The organism is Paenibacillus allorhizoplanae (assembly GCF_927798215.1).
Lineage (GTDB): Bacteria > Bacillota > Bacilli > Paenibacillales > NBRC-103111 > Paenibacillus_E > Paenibacillus_E allorhizoplanae.
Window position 1 is genome coordinate 40,648 of sequence record NZ_CAKMMW010000006.1, and the last position, 17,965, is coordinate 58,612.

The window sequence follows — 17,965 nt, forward strand, 5'->3', positions numbered from 1 at the left end:
CGTAATGAAAAATGAAGTGCAAATGAAGGGCAAATTTCATTACCGGCTGAGCGGATGGAAATACAATACAGGCTTAAGAATACTCTTGTTTCTCATATTGGGATTGATATTCTATTTCACCCTGTATGCTAAGCTCGTTCCACAAGTATTTGATATTACCTTAGGTATGAAGAGTGAGAAGACGATTTATGCGCCAGAGCAGATTGAGAACGCTGTCGCGACGGAACAAGCCAAAGAAGACGCTGCAAAACGCGTTCAGCCTGTCTATAAGATCGTTAATCTCAAAAATGAAGTCATTAGTGATGCTATTTTTGATAAGTTATCTCAGATCAACGCCGATGATGAAGTGAAGTTCGATGATAAAGTTAGCATTTACCGTCGTGTCATTCCGCAGTTGATTAGTGACCTAACGAATGATGCTATCAAAACATTGCGCAATAGTGGGCAATATAATGATTTGTTACTGGAACAAATCCAACTCGGTCTATCGGATCAGAAATATCCGCTGCCAGAGGAAATTTATTTTAAACTGCCACGGTTGACCAAGGAAGACCTTGCTGACATGCGTCCCGTGACGAAAGAAATCGTGACTAAGCTTATGAATGATCAGATTCTCGACGCACAGACAGCGCGGGCGAAGGTAGCAGAGGTTGTGAATACGTCTACGCTATCGAAGAATACATCCCGTGAGATGGTAACCGAGATTGCCAGAGCGTTGATTACCCCGAATAAGTTTTTTGATCAAAAAGGTACCGATGATGCGAAAGGACAAGCTAGGGGCAACATGAAGACCGTTTATATTAATAAGAATGATGTCCTGGTTAAAGCTGGAGATGTCATTACGGAAGAAATATATACGCGGTTGGAAAAGCTGAAGCTGCTAAAGGATAAAGCGAATCATTTGCCTCAACTCGGTCTTGGTATCCTATGTGCACTCTTGTCCTTTGTGATCTTTATATTTGTTAGACAGAGTAACTTACAGGTCAAATACAATAATTTACAACTGGTAATGCTTGTTCTCATCTTCGTGATGAATATTGCAGGAATGAAGATCATTTCACTGCTCCAGAATTTTGATTATCCCTTTATCGGGTATTTGGCTCCGACAGCACTCGGCAGCATATTGATTGCTATATTACTGGATGCTCCGCTTGCTTTTATTTCATCAGTTTTATTCTCAATCATTGCAAGTATTATTTTTAATACAGAGCATGATGCGTTATTCGATTTTCGGTTTGGCTTAGTTAGCTTAGTGATATGTTTTAGCGGTGTATTTACGATTCAACGTGCTAGTCAGCGTGCGACTATTTTGAAAGCGGGCTTAATGATCGCCTTTTTCTCCATGTTAACGATTACGGCGATGCTGTTGATGGAAGACCACTTTCAACAAAGAGAAGCACTGATGTCCTTGTCTTTCGCTACAGCAGGAGGACTTGTAACGGTCGTTTTCGTTATCGGACTGCTTCCGTTTTTTGAAGCTTCTTTCGGAATTCTATCTCCGCTTAAGCTGGTAGAGCTTTCAAATCCGAATCATCCACTGCTCCGCAAGCTGCTAACGGAAACACCAGGGACGTATCATCACAGCGTGATGGTGGGCAATCTGTCCGAAGCTGCTGCTGAATCCATTGGTGCAGATGGTCTTTTGTGCCGGGTAGGTTCGTATTATCATGATATTGGTAAAACCAAGCGGCCTAGCTACTTTATTGAAAATCAAACGAATATCGAGAATCCGCATGATCGAATAGATCCAAATCTTAGCAAGTCCATTATTATTGCGCATCCGCGCGATGGTGTTGATATGCTGAAGGATTATAAAATGCCTAAACCGATCCGCGATATCGCTGAACAGCATCATGGAACAACACTATTGCACTTTTTCTATCATAAAGCGAAGAAGCAAGCTGAAGAAGAGAATAGTGAGAAAGGGATACGTGAAGAAGATTTCCGTTATCCTGGGCCTAAAGCACAATCGAAGGAAGCGGCAATTGTCGGAATTGCAGATAGTGTGGAGGCGGCGGTACGTTCATTGCGTAATCCAACCCTTGAACAAATCGATTCCATGGTAACCAAAATTATTAAATCACGCTTGGACGATGGTCAATTCAACGAATGTGACCTAACTTTGAAGGAGCTTGATAAGATCGCTAAAACATTGAATGAAACTTTGTTAGGCATCTTCCATTCTCGCATTGAATATCCAAGTGAATTAACGGCTAAGAAGCCAGGAGCATAAGAAGGAGGGCTTATCCCTATGGCAAGTGTAGATTTGACATTAGCATGGAGCAGTGAACAAGAAGAGAAAGAAATCTCGCCTGCGTTCATTGAAAAGCTCGAGGAGCTTCTCAAGCTTGCAGGTGAGATTGAAGGTGTATCAGAAGGTGAGGTTGCCCTCACATTCGTTGATGATGAGACGATCCAGGATTTGAACAAGCAATACCGCAATTTAGACAAGCCTACAGATGTCCTATCCTTTGCAATGAGTGAATTTGGGGATGACGAGATTCAAATTAACTATGAAGATGATGGTGACGATTCTGAGGGAGAGCTAGAAGAAGGTGAAACCGTATCAGAGGCGTTCATCGAGCCGCTTGGCGATATTATTATTTCAGTACCACGTGCGATTGCGCAAGCGGAAGAGTATGGTCATTCCGTTGAACGTGAGCTTGGATTCTTATTTGTCCATGGCTTCTTGCATCTGATTGGATATGATCACCAGAGTGAAGAAGAAGAGAAAGTGATGTTCGCTAAACAGGAGGACATTTTGCAGAAGGCAGGCTTGACACGCTAATGTCAGGCGGCTTCCGTAAATGGCGCAGAAGCTTTCGGTATGCCTATGAAGGAATCAAATATGCACTAGATACGCAGCGAAATATGAAATTTCATTTTTCCGTTGCGTTTCTTGTGTTATTAGCAGCTCTTTTTATTCATTTATCCAAGACCGATATTTTGTTTATTTTGTTGGCCGTCACACTTATGATTGTCACGGAATTAATTAATACGGCTGTCGAGAAAACGGTGGATCTTGCTATGCCAGACCGCCATCCGCTAGCCAAAATTGCGAAGGACGTCGCCGCGGCGTCCGTATTGGTGTCTGCTATGTTTGCAATCGTTGTCGGGTTAGTTGTTTTCTATGAGCCAGTCGATCGATTGTTACGGCACGCCAGACTCGAAGAAACACCGATGTCAGCGGGTGCGATATGGATCTTGATTGCATTAGTCATGCTAACAGTTATCGTGATTGAGACAAGGTTCTCGGACAAAGGGAAACTAGTTAGACCAAGTTTATTAACAGCTATCGCCTTTGCGATTGCTACTGTCATATTGGTATTAGTCACCGAAACGATCGCCGCGTTACTTGGGTATACGCTGTCTATAATTATCCTTATTGTCTTGTATGATAAGAAAACAAGGCCATTCCCAGCACTCTTTTTGGGAGCAATGATTGGTATTGTAGTGACGATCCTCGCTTTTTCCTGCTTAAACATGCTATAACTTAACTATTACTTAATAAAGGGTGGATGGCTATGAATCCGCAAGAACTCATTGAATTCGCTAAAGAAGCGATGAAGCGAGCCTATACGCCTTATTCTAACTTTCAGGTCGGTGCCGCATTATTGGATGCGAATGGACACGTGCATTTAGGGTGTAATGTCGAAAATGCAGCCTATGGACCGACGAATTGTGCCGAGAGAACTGCGTTATTCCGTGCTATTGCAGATGGGCATCCGAGGGGATCCTTTCAAGCAATCGCGGTAACTGGAGATACGGAAGGGCCGATTTCGCCATGTGGCGTATGTCGACAAGTATTAATTGAATTGTGCGAACCGGAAATGCCTGTTTATTTGAGTAATCTCAAAGGAGCTTTCGTTCAAACGACGGTGGCTGCTTTATTGCCAGGCGCTTTTACAACGAAAGATTTGCACACAAATGGAGGATAAGTAGAAGTGGCCAAAAAAGAATTTAAATCAGGGTTTGTCGCGATTATTGGACGCCCAAATGTCGGGAAATCAACACTAATGAACCAAATTATCGGACAAAAGATTGCGATCATGTCAGATAAGCCTCAAACAACTAGAAATAAGATCCATGGTGTATATACATCGGATAATGGGCAAATTGTATTTCTAGACACACCAGGGATCCATAAACCTACGTCTAAGCTTGGCGATTATATGAGTAAAGTTGCTCATGGGACACTTGGTGAAGTAGATGCTGTGTTATTTTTGGTAGACGTTGCAGATGGTATAGGTGGTGGAGACCGTTATATTATCGAGCAATTAAAGCATATTGAAACGCCTGTAATTTTGGTTTTGAATAAAATCGACCTCGTTCAGCCTGAGGCGCTGCTTGCCATTATTACGAATTACAAAGACCTGTATAATTTCGCTGAAATCGTACCTGTATCTGCGTTAAAAGGGAACAATGTAACGACGCTTCTAGAGCAAATTATTCGCTACTTGCCGGAAGGACCTCAATACTATCCTGCGGATCAGATTACAGATCACCCCGAGCAATTCGTATGTGCGGAGCTTGTACGTGAGAAAATATTGCATATGACACGGGAAGAAATTCCACACTCTATTGCCGTACAGATTGAAGATATGCGTGTCGAACCGAATGGGATCGTTCATATCTCCGCGGTCATTTTTGTGGAGCGTGAGTCGCAAAAAGGGATCGTCATTGGTAAACAAGGTGCGTTGCTGAAGGAAATTGGGCGACAAGCCCGTCGAGATATTGAAACACTACTAGGTTCCAAAACATTTTTAGAATTATGGGTAAAGGTAAAGAAAGACTGGAGAAACCAAGACAGAGTCCTTCGTGATCTCGGTTTCCGCCACGAGTAAATTTTTCCTAAGAGTACCAGTTTTTACATCGCATACTGAGGCGCCCAATGCACATCCTATGAACATCACGTTCGATGGGGAGGATGCTGAACATGAAAGATTTTTCGTGGACGTATTTTTCAAAGACCGGTGATGTGGACGCCTATCTGCTGTACAAACAAGTAACGGGAGAACCTGGTATGGATTCGGAAGTGCAAGAAGAGGATCAAAGTAACGAAGAGCCGCTTGATGGTCTGAATATGTGAAAGTAAGAATTCATGTATTCAGAGAGCGGCATTCATGGGGGAAGCTATTTGCTGCATAGCGTTGAAGGAATTGTCATTCGTAGTATGGACTACGGAGAAGGCAACAAAATTATTCGTTTATTCACCCCCGAGCTGGGGAAAGTGGGAGTCATGGCTCGCGGTGCGAAGAAACTGAAAAGCAAACATGGCGCCGTTACGCAGCTGTTTACGTACGGCGATTTTGTTTTTTTCAAACAACGAGGTCAGATGGGTTCTCTTAACGGGGCCGAAATTATTGAAGCTCATCATGCTCTGCGAGAAGACTTACATAAATCGGCCTATGCTTCGTATTTAGCTGAGATGACGGATCGCATGCTGGGTGATGAAGAGGGAAATAACTACATATTTGAACAGCTCAAGGCTGGTTTAATGGCAATTGAAGAAAATAAGGATATGCAAATTGTCACCCATTTATATGAAATGAAAATGTTTGATTTAGCTGGCTATTTACCAATAACGGATGCCTGTGTCGCCTGTGGTGAAACTACAGGAATAACGACTTTCGGTCCTAATATGGGCGGTACATTATGTAGTCGGTGTCGGTTTAAAGATCCTTCTGCGATTGCAATTGGTGAAGGAGCGCAGAAACTGCTTAGACTTTTTCCAAGAATGGATATGCGCAGACTGGGTACTGTTCAAGTGAAAGCCGAGACGAAAGAGCAGCTTAAGCAATGCATGCGTGCCTACATGGACGTTCATATTGGTGTACAGTGGAAATCAAGAGGTTTCATTGAACAAATGGAGAAATACAATATTTAAGTGACGATGGATTCAATTGACATGTGTTTCTCCCTTTGATATGATGTGGTTGAAAACACCTCGCCCTTGTGCTGTCCGCATATCGGTGAGGTTTTTCTCATGCTGTCGTTCTGTTCTAATGTTCTTTACATACAAATGCTAGTGTAGGGTCTGTCCCTGCTGAAAGGGGTTAGGAAGATGGAACATCCACAACCTACTCGTGTTTATGTTGTTTCTGATTCTGTGGGTGAAACAGGAGAATCTGTCGTTCGGGCAGCTGCTATGCAATTTCATCCAGTGCCTGTTGAAATCGTACGTGCTCCTTTTATTCACGATTTCGAGGGTATTGATAAAGTGATCAATGGGATTCGAACGCATGGAGGAATCGTTGTTTTTACGTTAGTTATCCCCGAGTTGCGTGATGATTTGATAACGAAAGCGATACAATATAATATTCCCTATATCGATTTGCTTGGACCCGTTGTGACGACGCTAGGGAAAGCATTACGTCAAGAACCACGTAGACAACCTGGAATGATCCATCCATTGGATGAAGATTATTTCAAGAAGGTTGAAGCCGTTGAATTTGCGGTTAAATATGATGATGGTCGCGATTTTAGCGGCATTCAGAAAGCCGATATCATTCTATTAGGTGTATCGCGTACGTCCAAAACACCGTTATCCATGTATTTAGCGCACAAAAGATTGAAAGTGGCGAATGTGCCATTAGTACCGGAAATGCAGCCGCCTGCAGCCATTTATACCGTGCCAAAAGATAAGATTATTGGGCTGCGTATTGATCCTGATAAGTTAAATGTGATCCGTCAGGAACGACTTCGTACACTTGGTCTTGCAGAAAATGCAACCTATGCGAATGTAGAACGTATTAAAATAGAACTGGATTTTGCTGATAAAATTATGAGTAAAATCGGGTGTGTCATCTTTGATGTCTCAAATCGCGCGGTTGAAGAAACAGCCAGTTTAATTATGGATCACATTGAACATATCTAGTAAGCTTTTATGTTCTGGCTTGCAGGATTTTTTGCAAGTCCATCGTATATAATAATACGGTGAGATTTCTTCTGAAGGCAGGGGCTGACACTTGAGTGCAAGAAGTATTATCGTTGATGCCGACGCTTGTCCTGTAAAGTCGGAAATCGAACAGGCAGGTAGACAGTTTGGCGTACAAGTTGTTCTAGTTGCTTCATTCGATCATAAGATGAAGGAAAATCCAGGTGTGAAGGTAGTTCAAGTAGATCGTTCCGATCAATCTGTCGATTTATATATTGCCAATCAGATTCGGTCAGGTGATATTCTGGTAACACAAGACTTTGGACTCGCCGCGTTAGGTTTAGCGAAGGGTTCGATTTGTTTGACGAATCGGGGGCAGGAATATACCGATAGTTCGATTGATTATCTGTTAGAACGCCGCCATGCCTCCGCCAAAATGCGAAGAAATGGTAAGCATACGAAAGGGCCAAAACCCTTTACAGAGACGGATCGTAAAAATTTTCTACATGGTTTGACAAATCTTTTAAAAAATTTGCAGGAAATCGATAACAAGTAGCGAATAGTAATTAGTCGGAAAAGCGACCTGAATTGTAGGTGGATTGAAATGAGGTACGGACGCATACCTGAAGAGGTTATTGAGGCTGTACTGAAGCGCCATGATATCGTAGATGTCATCGGCAGGCACGTACATTTAAGCAAACAAGGGCATTATATGAAGGGATTATGTCCTTTCCACTCGGAGAAAAGTCCTTCGTTTACGGTTACACCAGAGAAACAGATTTATCGTTGCTTTGGTTGCCAGGCAGGCGGGAACTTAATTCGTTTCATTATGGAAATCGAGGGCTTAAGCTTTGCAGAAGCAATCACGAAGCTTGCAGAAGACGCAGATATCCCAATAACTTGGGAAGAAGTATCTGACGAGCAGAATGAGCAGCAGCAAGAAAAAGCCACCCTTTTAAAGGCCTATGAATTTGCGGCCAAATTCTATCATTATGTCGTGGGTAATACCGATCAAGGTAAAGCGGCGAAAGGCTATCTGACCTCTAGAGGAATCTCAGATAAGTTGATTGATACGTTTCAGATTGGTTACGCACCGTTAATGTGGGACACGCTTGTTCAACAATTGGACAAACGAGGATTTGATTTAGCTCTAATGGAAAAAGGCGGTTTGATTTCCGCCAAACATGAAGGTCATGGGTACGTGGACAAATTCCGTGAACGTATCATGTTCCCTATTTGCGACTCTACAGGCAAGGTCATCGCATTTGCTGGCAGAGCCATGGGGGATGCGCAACCCAAATATTTAAATAGTCCCGAATCCATCCTTTTCAATAAAAGCAGAACTTTGTACAATCTACACCTTTCCCGGCCGAATATGCGAAAACTTCAACAAGCCGTTATTTTCGAAGGGTATGTGGATTTGATCAAAGCGTGGGAAGCGGGGATTACCAATGGTGTTGCGACGATGGGCACGGCATTAACCAAAGAGCATGCTGCCTTACTGAACCGCAACGCGGATGAAATCGTCATTTGCTATGATGGTGATAATGCAGGACAATCTGCAGCTTTCAAGAGTATTCCTTTATTGGAAGACACCGGAAGCCGAGTCAGTGTTGCGATGCTGCCAGATGGCAAAGATCCTGATGATTATATTCGTCAATATGGGTTTGACCGATTCGCAAGGGAGATTATTGGAGCTTCCGTGCCATCGATGAAATATAAGCTCTTATATATCCGCAAAAATTTTAAATTGCATGAGGACGGTGAACGATTACGTTATCTGCAATCCGCTGTGAAATTAATTAGCCAGTTGCATTCTCCAATGGAACGTGAACATTATCTCAAACAGTTAGCCTCAGAGTTTCCGGATTCTTCTTATGAAGCCATGAAGTTAGATCTCCATGAAATCTTATTACAATCGGAAAAAAACCGACCAGATGGGGATAATAAACCAATTCTGTGGAATAATGTTATGAATAATGGGAGACCAGCGGAACGAACAAAGAAAAAAACGCCCTCGCTACTACCCGCATATCATAATGCAGAGCGTTTAATTTTAGCTGTAATGATGCACGATCGTGATGTATGCGCTCATGTTGAAGCGCAATTGGGTGACCAGTTTAATGTTGAAGCTCACGCAGTCTTAGCTGCTTATTTATATGCTTACTACGCTCAGTATTTAGAGCCCGATGCAAGCCGATACATTGCCATGCTGCAAGACGAACAGCTGGAGAGCTTGGCTAGTTCCATCGTTATGATGGGAGCTGGTCATGGACTAAACGAACAAGTGATTGACGACTATATTCGCCAAATTCGCAAAGTTCCAATGCAAGAAGAAGTTGAACGCAAGAAAGAAGAACAAGCTCGCGCAGTACGCGAGGGAGACCATCTTAGAGCTGCACAAATTGCAATTGAAATTATTGCCCTAGAAAAACGGTTGAAGTCATCTTAGCTAAACTGACATGACTAGGGAGGAGGGAGTCCGTACCATGGCGAATGATCAGCGTACAGAATTAGAGACAGAATTGACCCTGGACCAGGTGAAAGACCAACTTATAGAACAGGGGAAAAAACGGTCCTCACTAACTTACAAGGATATCATGGAGAAATTAGCTCCCTTCGATCAGGATCCTGAGCAAATCGATGAGTTCTTTGAACAACTTTCCGAGCAAGGTATTGATGTGGGGAATGAATCGGACGAAGATTCGATGAATCCTGAAGAAAATGAGCGCGATGAATTTAACTTCGATGATGATCTGGCTTTGCCGCCGGGGATTAAAATTAATGATCCAGTTCGGATGTATTTGAAAGAAATTGGTCGCGTACCGCTTCTTTCCGCGGAAGACGAAGTGGGGTTGGCAAAACGTATTGAAAATGGGGATGAGGAAGCGAAGCGTCGTTTAGCAGAAGCTAACCTTCGACTCGTTGTAAGTATCGCCAAACGTTATGTAGGCCGCGGCATGTTGTTCCTTGATTTGATTCAAGAAGGTAATATGGGTCTTATTAAGGCTGTGGAGAAGTTCGACCATACCAAAGGTTACAAATTCAGTACCTATGCGACCTGGTGGATTCGTCAAGCGATTACTCGCGCCATTGCGGATCAAGCGAGAACGATTCGGATTCCGGTACATATGGTTGAAACGATTAACAAATTGATTCGTGTTTCTCGTCAATTGCTGCAAGAATTGGGGCGCGAACCTACGCCAGAAGAAATTGCTAAAGAGATGGATTTAAGCACGGATAAAGTTCGTGAAATCATGAAAATTGCACAAGAGCCTGTTTCTTTAGAAACACCGATCGGTGAAGAAGATGATTCACACTTAGGGGATTTTATCGAGGATCAAGAGGCGCTAGCGCCAGCGGATGCAGCGGCATACGAGCTTCTGAAAGAACAGCTTGAAGACGTACTGGATACGTTAACTGAAAGAGAAGAGAATGTGCTTCGCTTGCGTTTCGGACTTGATGATGGACGTACACGAACATTAGAAGAAGTCGGTAAAGTATTCGGTGTTACAAGGGAACGGATCCGTCAGATTGAAGCAAAAGCTTTGCGGAAATTAAGACATCCAAGCCGTAGCAAACGTTTGAAAGACTTTTTGGAATAAAATCGCTTGGAGTGGGCCCTGCCAAATTCGGCGGGGTCTTTTTTTGCGGATTTTCCATAAAAAATTTACTAAAATCTGAGCATTGAATCACCGATAAAGTAGCTAGGAAGGTGAGCGAATAGATGGATGCTGAGAGAAGAAAAGTAATAGTAAGAGAAATCGATCATTGGCGCCGGAGCAAGTTGCTTCCCGAGCATTATTGCGATTTTCTAATGAATTTGTATGTGGATGATATGACCCCTAAACCTGCTTCACTTTTAGGTGTTTCGGCTACGGCTGTAACAAACAGTAATTGGAAAATATGGTTGTTCGCATTAGCGGTAATTGCCGCTCTTGCCTTATCTGCTCTTAATTTTAACTCTTTTGGATTGCCAATGCAAATTGGTATTTCCACACTTTTTGTCATCATTTGTTATGCAGTCGCATACAGACAATTTAGTCGTACGCCTGTCATTGCTTATGTCTTGTGCGGCATTGCATCTATTGCTATGTTGCTTTTGGGGCTACATATAATGGATTTGTCGGGTATTCATACGTCAACTACGTATATTGGTTATTTGGCATTTTGCAGTTGTATTTGGTTATTCAATGGCTTGATTGGTCGAATGGCGATTTTCCAAATTTGTGGATGGCTAGGGCTTGTAGGGACTTATAGTTGGTTGTTGATACAAAAATTAGAGCATCCTGCTTGGTTTTCATTAGAATTAAGCTGGGTTCCTGTGAGTATTGTACTCATATGGATGGCTTGGCTTGCGCATCACACGAATAAACAAGCGGCTAGCGTGCTCATGCTAGTAGGAGGCTTGGTTTGGTTTATTCCTGAGGCGATGACCTTCCTTGTGGATATAGAAATGAGCTCGCGTCTCATTCAAATATCATTTACGGCCAAATTAGTTTCAGTAGGCGTAGCATTATTTTTGCTGCGAAAAAAATGGGTAGAGTGGGTAATGTAGCATATGGTTAAATTATCGAAAAGACTTCAAATGATTGCTGACCGCGTGCCAGTGGGTTCGAAAGTAGCCGACATTGGATCGGATCATGCTTTATTGCCGACATATTTGGCGCAGCAGGGGATTATTGTAGCTGCGGTAGCAGGGGAAGTAAACCCTGGACCTTTCGAGGCAGCGCAAAAACAGGTGCTCGAAAGTGGTTTATCTAAGATCATTCAAGTTAGATCGGGTGATGGTCTTGCCGTAATTGAGGCTGGCGAAGTGAATGTCATTACAATCGCTGGCATGGGCGGAAGCTTGATGGCGAGCATTCTAGAGGCAGGTAAATCAAAGCTTCCGGGTGTTCAGCATTTGATTTTACAGCCGAATGTGGGTGAAGATCATGTGCGCCGTTGGCTTCTGGCTAATGGTTGGAAGTTGGAATCAGAGACTATTCTTGAAGAAGACGGCAAAATCTATGAGATATTAACGGCGGTGACCGCTGATACAGAGGAACGCGGAACTTTAGAAGCGCTTTATGAGGAGCGCCTTCTTCCAGGTGGTGTTACTGTTTCGAAGGAACGCTTGCAGCAGATGGGGCCTTATTTAATTAATGAGGCGCCTGAGGTCTGGTTTATGAAGTGGGAAAGTGAACTGAAGAAACTTGCCATGATCGTAGATCAGTTAAAGCTGTCCACAGCAGAAGCATCTATTGCAAAAACAGAGCAAGTTAGCCAAGAAATGCATGAAATAAAGGAGGTACTTGCGTGCTTGCAAAAGGTCAAACCGTAATCCAGTTGTTTGAACAGCTGGCTCCGAAGCATTACGCGATGGCAGATGATAAGATCGGCCTACAGCTAGGCTCACTTCAAAAAGAGATCACGAAAGTGCTTGTTGCACTTGATGTGACAGATGCCGTTGTTGATGAGGCTATTGAAGTTGGGGCCAACCTTATCATTGCGCATCATGCGATTATTTTTAGACCTTTGGCTCATCTGCAGACAGAAACACCAGCAGGTCGTTTATATGAAAAATTAATTAAGAATGATATCGCCGTTTATATAGCCCATACGAACCTTGATGTGGCAGAAGGCGGCGTTAATGACTTGCTTTCGGAACAACTTGGCCTAACCGAAATGACGCACTTGGAAGATGTGCACACAGAGAAGCTGCAGAAGCTTGTAGTCTTCGTACCTGAGACGCATCATCAAGTCGTGTTGGATGCTCTATTTAAGGCTGGGGCAGGCGGTATTGGCCAATACAGCTCCTGCAGCTTCAATATCCCCGGGACGGGTACGTTCCTGCCGCAGGAAGGGGCAACTCCGTTTATCGGGGAAGTTGGAAAGCTGGAACGTGTACAAGAGGTACGCGTAGAGACGATCGTAACCGCTAGCGTGCAGCGCAAAGCGGTTACTGCCATGCTGAAGGCCCACCCCTACGAGGAGGTGGCCTATGACCTCTACCCGATGGACCTCAAGGGTAGAGTGTTCGGTTTGGGCCGCGTGGGCAAGCTGCCCGCGGCAATGACACTTCGCGAGCTCACGGAGCACGCGAAGGTTGTGTTCGACGTGCCGACGGTGCGCGTCGTCGGCGATCTATCACGGCCGATCCGCAAGGTGGCCGTGCTGGGTGGCTCTGGCGGCCGCTACATGCGGCACGCCATGTTTGCCGGCGCCGATGTGCTGGTCACCGGGGACATCGACTACCACACCGCACACGATGCTCTCGCGGCAGGGTTAGCCCTCCTCGACGTTGGGCATAACGTCGAGAAGATTATGAAGCGCGGCGTCGCGGATTATCTCGCCGCGCAGCTTTCCAAGACAGATACGCAGGTGCTCGCATCCGCGATTAACACGGAGCCGTTTCAATTCGTCTAGGCAGCTTACGGCTGCTTCTGGAAAGAAAGGAAACGATCATGTGTTGTAATTCGAAGGTATTCCTAGTATACTAGCCTATGCAATGGAAAGTTTGACAGACAATCGCTGGCTATGGGTAAGCCATAGCGAGAGGAAAGTCCGGGCTTCATAAGGCAGGGTGCTGGATAACGTCCAGTCAACGCGAGTTGAAGGATAGGGCCACAGAAATGGACCGCCGATGGCTTGAAATATAGCACAGGCAAGGGTGGAACCGTGGTGTAAGAGACCACGAGGTTCTATGGTGACATAGATCCTGGTAAACCCCACTTGGAGCAAGACCTAATGGAACACTAGCTGCTTTCGAGGCAGCAGTCTTAGCCTGAGACGCGTTCGGGTTGGTCGCTTGAGCTGTGCAGCAATGTACAGCCTAGATAGATGATTGTCGCTTCAATAGTGGCAGGGGAGCAGACGCCCGTTACGACCACTGGAAGTACAGAACCCGGCTTACGGCAAACTTTCCACTCAGTCGGTTACCCGCAAGGCTTCGGCTTTGCGGGTATTTTAATTTTAAAATGAATAAAACCTTCAATCCCACTAGGGTTTGAAGGTTTTTAACTGTGCATGGAAGGTGGTGAGTGTTCTATTTCTCAAGCCCCAAGCTGCCCGCATACTTCTTCGGTACAAGATGTAATTGGCGCGCTAGTTCCTGTGGCCAGTAGGACAAAGGTGATGTATCCTGCTTTGCCATTTCAAGTGCTTTGACGACATCAATGACCCCATAACCAAAGTATTTGTCATGACCTTTGTCGCCTAGATCTTGAGCGGACTGCCTCATAATTTCATAGACGTCCGTATTTTTTAGATTGGGATTTGCAGATCGAATCAAGGCTGCGAGTGCTGTCACATGGGGACTAGCCATGGATGTACCTGATAAGGCAGCATATTGATTGTTCGGATACGTACTGGCGATGGTAACACCAGGCGCAGTCACATCAATATAGTCGCCATAATTCGAGAATGGTGCTTTCTCATTCTGTGAATCTATAGCGGCAACTGCAAATACTTCAGGATAAGCGGCTGGATAGCCAGGCTGTTCGGTATTGTCATTTCCGCTAGCCGCGATGAGTGCGACATCCTTATCATAGGCATATTGAATAGCGTCATGGAGAAATCCTGAATCTGCGTAATTGCCTAGACTGAGATTCATGACTTTTGCACCGTGATCCGTTGCCCAAATGATCCCTTGAGCTACCGAATAAGTGCTGCCTGCACCTGTCTGATCCAGTACTTTAACGGGTAACACTTTGTTAAACCAAGTCATCCCCGCAACGCCTAGCTGATTGTTGACAAGAGCTGAAATGACGCCTGTGACATGTGTACCATGTCCAACATCATCTTGTGGATTATCATTGCCACTGATGACATTGTAACCAGGTAATAATTGTCCTTGAAGGTCTGGATGTGCCAGATCTACACCCGTATCCACAACGGCTACAATGACATTATCAGCGCCGCGGTTTAGCTGCCAGCCTTGTAAAGTTTCGATCAGCGGCAGATTCCATTGATATTTTTGATATAAATTATCATTGGGTATGAAGTTTGTAGAGACTGGTGTTTGATTGCTATTTGAATTGGTGCTGGATGGGTTTGAATCTTTATGTTCTTGATCGTCATAGTAATCATTGGTCATATAAAGAAAGTGTGGTTCAACATAAACAACATTCCATTTACCGAAATAAGCGATCAATGATTTGGCGTCTCTATCATTCGTGCGGAAAACGTAGGTATAGCCTAATTTTTGCGCAGATGTTGCATGGATTTCCTTCTTGATTTGATTGAGCTCATCTTCTGTTGGATCATTTTTGAAACGGACGACGACTTCATTCTGTTGATAGTGGCTAGTCCCTTGATTATCTTCGGGATGATCGACAATCTTCTCATTTAGTGTATTCGTTTCAACGGCTTTTACTTTCCAACGGTTCTCGTTGGGATAAGGTTCAAGTCTTAAATTTTTCATCTGATGATCGGTGACTTGTGCGAGTACATCTTGATGTATGACCCCAATAAGTGAATCCTGACCATTTGTTGAAGGAGTACCTTGGACGAAGTAAACGTTATGTCCAGCACCGAATTTAGGTGATTGGTAATGTTTGCCCCCATCTACCGCAGCTTTCGCTTCCTTCAAAAAGTTTGCGGCCTGGTCAGTATAAGCAGTGGGGAGTTCGCCCGATTTGATGCCTTGCTCCCAAGTTTGGCCGCGCTTTGACCACACAAGCACATCCATTTTCTCATGGTGAGTTCGCATGTTTTTTAACACATTGGTTACAGGTTCACCGCTCTCGATCTGACTGAGCATGGTCGTATAATCGATAGCGCATTGACTTCTGCAGAGTTCATCTGTAAGCTTTACATCTTGTTCTAATAGCGCAAGCTTGGACGTTGTTTCATACTTGGCACTGTAAACCTCAGGACCAGGTTTAGCACGTTGCCCCGGCTGATGAGGGAAGAGGATAACTCCTAATCCCAGAACAACCGCAATGGTGGAGAGATAACGCCACATGATCATGCCCTCCTTTTTGTTTGTAGAAAAAGGTCAACTCGTTAATGAAAAACATATTATCTAAGAGTAGGGTTAGGCGAGCGGGTATCTTTTATGCATGGTAACTGGTGTTTTACATATACCACTTCGGGATAAATTATGGTAGGATAGAAGTAGCGCAATTATAGGAGGTCTTCTAACATGGCTGTTTTTAATGTGAAAAATGTTTGTGATTCCACGCGTACGAAACTCAAAGAAACGACGGCCAAAATGGAACTGTTTCTTAATCAACATTCCCTCTCACTGTTAAATGTGGAAAATGATCCAGCAATGGATGAATTTTACCGCGGGTATTTACAAGATACTCGTCATCTTCTAGTTTTTTGTGAAGTGGCATATGAGAAATTGGGCGTTAGCTTAAGACGTCCTACTTTGTAATGTTGATTTTTCGGAAAAAGTGCTCTATGAGGTATACCATACATGTGTTAATACCTTTTTCTATCCTAAGAACGAGTGCTACTCCGAAGATGGTCGTTACGCTTACACAGGACAAGATGCGATTCGTTTCCGCAAGAAACCATCACGTGAAGTACGTGATTTAACGATCGAATTGTCCAAGGTGTTCGAAGAGCTTCGTGAAGATCTTGCTTATTATGAAACAGATTACATTACACAACGCCGTATGCAAGGCGAAAAAGTTTAATCAATTACAAAGAAACCTACAAAGGGATGCGGCCACAACGCATCCCTTTTCATATAAAAAGGGAGGAAATCTTATGAAGCTAGAACATTTAGTCAGCGTTAGCAAGGACATCATTAAGCTGAATCAACATCCTAGCGGAGGTTACGTAGCTTCTCCTCTTTTTTCAACCTATTCCTATAGTTGGCTTCGTGATGGTACTTTTATAGCAAATGCGATGGATCGTGTAGGAGAAACGAAAAGTGCGGAACAATTCTATCGCTGGGTGCATCGTGTTCTGAAAGACAAACGTCCGCGGCTAACGGAGCTATTGCGAAAACACGAGAATAGGGAATGGATTGATCGTTCCGAGTTTTTGGGGACAAGGTATCACTTGGATGGGCGGGATGATCATTCTGAATGGGGTCACTTTCAGTTGGATGGTTACGGCGCTTGGATCTGGGGGCTTGTCGAACATATTCGCATAACTGGTCATACGACACTTCTGGAAGAGTTCAGGGAAAGCATTGAGATAACAGTTGATTATATAATGACATTCTGGCACTATCCGAATTTTGATTGCTGGGAGGAATATCCTGATTATGTCCATCCCGCAACATTGGCTTGCTTATATGGAGGACTGAAAGCGTTGGGTAAGCTAGAAGGGCGTCAGGACTTGATCGAGAAAGCTGATCTCATACAAAATTTCATACATACTCATGCTGTTCATGACGGACGTTTCGTGAAGTCTATTCATTGTGTGAACGAAGTTTGGCAGCCTGCACTATTTGGTGTGGATGCAAGCCTAATGTGGCTCGCCTTACCATTTGGGGTATGTGAGCCCACTGACCCGATTATGCTTCGAACGGTGCAAGCGATTGAAGCTGATCTCAAACATAACGGGATTCAGCGCTACATCGAGGATAGATATTATGGTGGCGGTGAGTGGCTGCTACTGACCGCTTGGTATGGTTGGATCCAGCTTGAACTTGGAAATAAAGATGAAGCTCAGCGCTGTTTGGCATGGATAGCAAGTAAGGCTGATGAGCTCGGACGTTTACCAGAACAAGTAGATGATCATCTTCGCGAAGCGGCTGTGTATAAGGAATGGATTGAGAAGCATGGTGAGCCTGCGGTTCCACTGTTGTGGTCACACGCCATGTTCTTGGTCTTATCTGACAGACTTAACTAAGCATAGTTCACTCCTGAGGCGGGCAAATTGTTAAGGGGGTGATAATGATGCCAGCAGTCAAATGCGCAGTAGCGAATTGTGAATATTGGACACAAGGAAACAACTGTCATGCGGACACGATTATGATTGAAATTGATCAACATGCTCATGCTAGCTACAATGAAGAATTTGCTTCAGAGGAATCGTTTGATACTACTCATCATGATACTGCAACTAAAGCAGCTAATACGTGTTGTCACACGTTTAAGCCTGCGACTAAACATTAGGTATGTGTGACGCGGAGGTAGC

17 protein-coding genes, 1 other RNA gene and 1 pseudogene are annotated in these 17,965 nt (G+C 44.1%); 18 read left to right on the forward strand and 1 reads right to left on the reverse strand.

Annotation, left to right across the window (positions count from 1 at the left end; translation table 11 throughout):
- Nucleotides 1-4 precede the first annotated feature (4 nt).
- From L6I86_RS12325 to rnpB, 15 genes are all read left to right on the forward strand, one after another.
- Nucleotides 5-2,233 (forward strand): HD family phosphohydrolase, encoded by a 2,229-nt coding sequence (locus tag L6I86_RS12325; RefSeq protein WP_236287479.1) that lies wholly within the window; start codon nt 5-7, stop codon nt 2,231-2,233.
- An 18-nt stretch (nt 2,234-2,251) separates the two neighbouring features.
- Nucleotides 2,252-2,788: an rRNA maturation RNase YbeY gene (ybeY, locus tag L6I86_RS12330; RefSeq protein WP_171635240.1), complete on the forward strand. Its 537-nt coding sequence runs from the start codon at nt 2,252-2,254 to the stop codon at nt 2,786-2,788.
- Entirely contained in the window at nt 2,788-3,492 is a 705-nt protein-coding gene (locus tag L6I86_RS12335; protein ID WP_056609727.1) for a diacylglycerol kinase, read from the forward strand. Before ybeY ends, L6I86_RS12335 begins: the two co-directional genes overlap by 1 nt.
- Before the next feature lie 32 nt (nt 3,493-3,524).
- Nucleotides 3,525-3,938: a cytidine deaminase gene (gene cdd, locus L6I86_RS12340; protein WP_056609726.1), complete on the forward strand. Its 414-nt coding sequence runs from the start codon at nt 3,525-3,527 to the stop codon at nt 3,936-3,938.
- Nucleotides 3,939-3,944: 6 nt separating this feature from the next.
- Nucleotides 3,945-4,844, forward strand: a complete 900-nt coding sequence (gene era / locus L6I86_RS12345; RefSeq protein WP_056609724.1) for a GTPase Era — start codon at nt 3,945-3,947, stop codon at nt 4,842-4,844.
- A gap of 92 nt (nt 4,845-4,936) precedes the next feature.
- Nucleotides 4,937-5,089, forward strand: coding sequence for a YqzL family protein (locus L6I86_RS12350; protein ID WP_082593664.1), 153 nt, complete (start codon nt 4,937-4,939; stop codon nt 5,087-5,089).
- 48 nt (nt 5,090-5,137) lie between these two features.
- Nucleotides 5,138-5,887, forward strand: coding sequence for a DNA repair protein RecO (gene recO / locus L6I86_RS12355; protein ID WP_236287484.1), 750 nt, complete (start codon nt 5,138-5,140; stop codon nt 5,885-5,887).
- A gap of 177 nt (nt 5,888-6,064) precedes the next feature.
- Nucleotides 6,065-6,877 (forward strand): pyruvate, water dikinase regulatory protein, encoded by an 813-nt coding sequence (locus L6I86_RS12360; protein ID WP_236287486.1) that lies wholly within the window; start codon nt 6,065-6,067, stop codon nt 6,875-6,877.
- Between the two features lie 91 nt (nt 6,878-6,968).
- A complete protein-coding gene (locus L6I86_RS12365; RefSeq protein ID WP_236287487.1) occupies nt 6,969-7,433 on the forward strand; it encodes a YaiI/YqxD family protein in 465 nt (154 codons plus the stop codon).
- 48 nt (nt 7,434-7,481) lie between these two features.
- Nucleotides 7,482-9,329: a DNA primase gene (gene dnaG / locus L6I86_RS12370; protein WP_236287489.1), complete on the forward strand. Its 1,848-nt coding sequence runs from the start codon at nt 7,482-7,484 to the stop codon at nt 9,327-9,329.
- A 37-nt stretch (nt 9,330-9,366) separates the two neighbouring features.
- Nucleotides 9,367-10,482, forward strand: coding sequence for an RNA polymerase sigma factor RpoD (gene rpoD, locus L6I86_RS12375; RefSeq protein WP_028558036.1), 1,116 nt, complete (start codon nt 9,367-9,369; stop codon nt 10,480-10,482).
- 122 nt (nt 10,483-10,604) lie between these two features.
- Complete coding sequence (locus L6I86_RS12380) at nt 10,605-11,435, forward strand: hypothetical protein (protein ID WP_236287491.1); 831 nt, start codon at nt 10,605-10,607, stop codon at nt 11,433-11,435.
- Between the two features lie 3 nt (nt 11,436-11,438).
- On the forward strand, nt 11,439-12,203 hold the full coding sequence (locus L6I86_RS12385) for a tRNA (adenine(22)-N(1))-methyltransferase (RefSeq protein WP_236287494.1): 765 nt from the start codon (nt 11,439-11,441) through the stop codon (nt 12,201-12,203).
- A complete protein-coding gene (locus L6I86_RS12390) occupies nt 12,179-13,288 on the forward strand; it encodes a Nif3-like dinuclear metal center hexameric protein (protein WP_236287497.1) in 1,110 nt (369 codons plus the stop codon). The genes L6I86_RS12385 and L6I86_RS12390 overlap by 25 nt, the downstream gene beginning before the upstream one ends.
- Nucleotides 13,289-13,374: 86 nt before the next feature.
- Nucleotides 13,375-13,789: RNase P RNA component class A (gene rnpB, locus L6I86_RS12395), an RNA gene on the forward strand.
- Nucleotides 13,790-13,907: 118 nt separating this feature from the next.
- Here the strand turns inward: rnpB and L6I86_RS12400 are convergent.
- The gene (locus tag L6I86_RS12400; protein ID WP_236287499.1) at nt 13,908-15,827 is read right to left on the reverse strand and encodes a S8 family peptidase; all 1,920 of its coding nucleotides are present in this window, start codon (nt 15,825-15,827) and stop codon (nt 13,908-13,910) included.
- 180 nt (nt 15,828-16,007) lie between these two features.
- On the opposite strand from L6I86_RS12400, the pseudogene L6I86_RS12405 reads away from it, so the two are divergent.
- The 3 genes and pseudogenes from L6I86_RS12405 to L6I86_RS12415 all read left to right on the forward strand — a co-directional run bounded on the left by L6I86_RS12405 (nt 16,008) and on the right by L6I86_RS12415 (nt 17,943).
- Nucleotides 16,008-16,509: pseudogene (locus tag L6I86_RS12405) on the forward strand (YpuI family protein).
- Between the two features lie 73 nt (nt 16,510-16,582).
- Complete coding sequence (locus L6I86_RS12410; protein ID WP_236287501.1) at nt 16,583-17,677, forward strand: glycoside hydrolase family 15 protein; 1,095 nt, start codon at nt 16,583-16,585, stop codon at nt 17,675-17,677.
- A gap of 47 nt (nt 17,678-17,724) precedes the next feature.
- Nucleotides 17,725-17,943, forward strand: coding sequence for a DUF1540 domain-containing protein (locus L6I86_RS12415; protein ID WP_056609706.1), 219 nt, complete (start codon nt 17,725-17,727; stop codon nt 17,941-17,943).
- Nucleotides 17,944-17,965: the final 22 nt, after the last annotated feature.

Bases quoted from the DNA above. Each gene is read 5' to 3' on its own strand.
- L6I86_RS12325 (WP_236287479.1), top strand. From the start codon at position 5: ATGAAAAATGAAGTGCAAATGAAGGGCAAATTTCATTACCGGCTGAGC.
- ybeY (WP_171635240.1), top strand. From the start codon at position 2,252: ATGGCAAGTGTAGATTTGACATTAGCATGGAGCAGTGAACAAGAAGAG.
- L6I86_RS12335 (WP_056609727.1), top strand. From the start codon at position 2,788: ATGTCAGGCGGCTTCCGTAAATGGCGCAGAAGCTTTCGGTATGCCTAT.
- cdd (WP_056609726.1), top strand. From the start codon at position 3,525: ATGAATCCGCAAGAACTCATTGAATTCGCTAAAGAAGCGATGAAGCGA.
- L6I86_RS12350 (WP_082593664.1), top strand. From the start codon at position 4,937: ATGAAAGATTTTTCGTGGACGTATTTTTCAAAGACCGGTGATGTGGAC.
- L6I86_RS12360 (WP_236287486.1), top strand. From the start codon at position 6,065: ATGGAACATCCACAACCTACTCGTGTTTATGTTGTTTCTGATTCTGTG.
- dnaG (WP_236287489.1), top strand. From the start codon at position 7,482: ATGAGGTACGGACGCATACCTGAAGAGGTTATTGAGGCTGTACTGAAG.
- rpoD (WP_028558036.1), top strand. From the start codon at position 9,367: ATGGCGAATGATCAGCGTACAGAATTAGAGACAGAATTGACCCTGGAC.
- L6I86_RS12380 (WP_236287491.1), top strand. From the start codon at position 10,605: ATGGATGCTGAGAGAAGAAAAGTAATAGTAAGAGAAATCGATCATTGG.
- L6I86_RS12385 (WP_236287494.1), top strand. From the start codon at position 11,439: ATGGTTAAATTATCGAAAAGACTTCAAATGATTGCTGACCGCGTGCCA.
- L6I86_RS12400 (WP_236287499.1), bottom strand. From the start codon at position 15,827: ATGTGGCGTTATCTCTCCACCATTGCGGTTGTTCTGGGATTAGGAGTT.
- L6I86_RS12410 (WP_236287501.1), top strand. From the start codon at position 16,583: ATGAAGCTAGAACATTTAGTCAGCGTTAGCAAGGACATCATTAAGCTG.
- L6I86_RS12415 (WP_056609706.1), top strand. From the start codon at position 17,725: ATGCCAGCAGTCAAATGCGCAGTAGCGAATTGTGAATATTGGACACAA.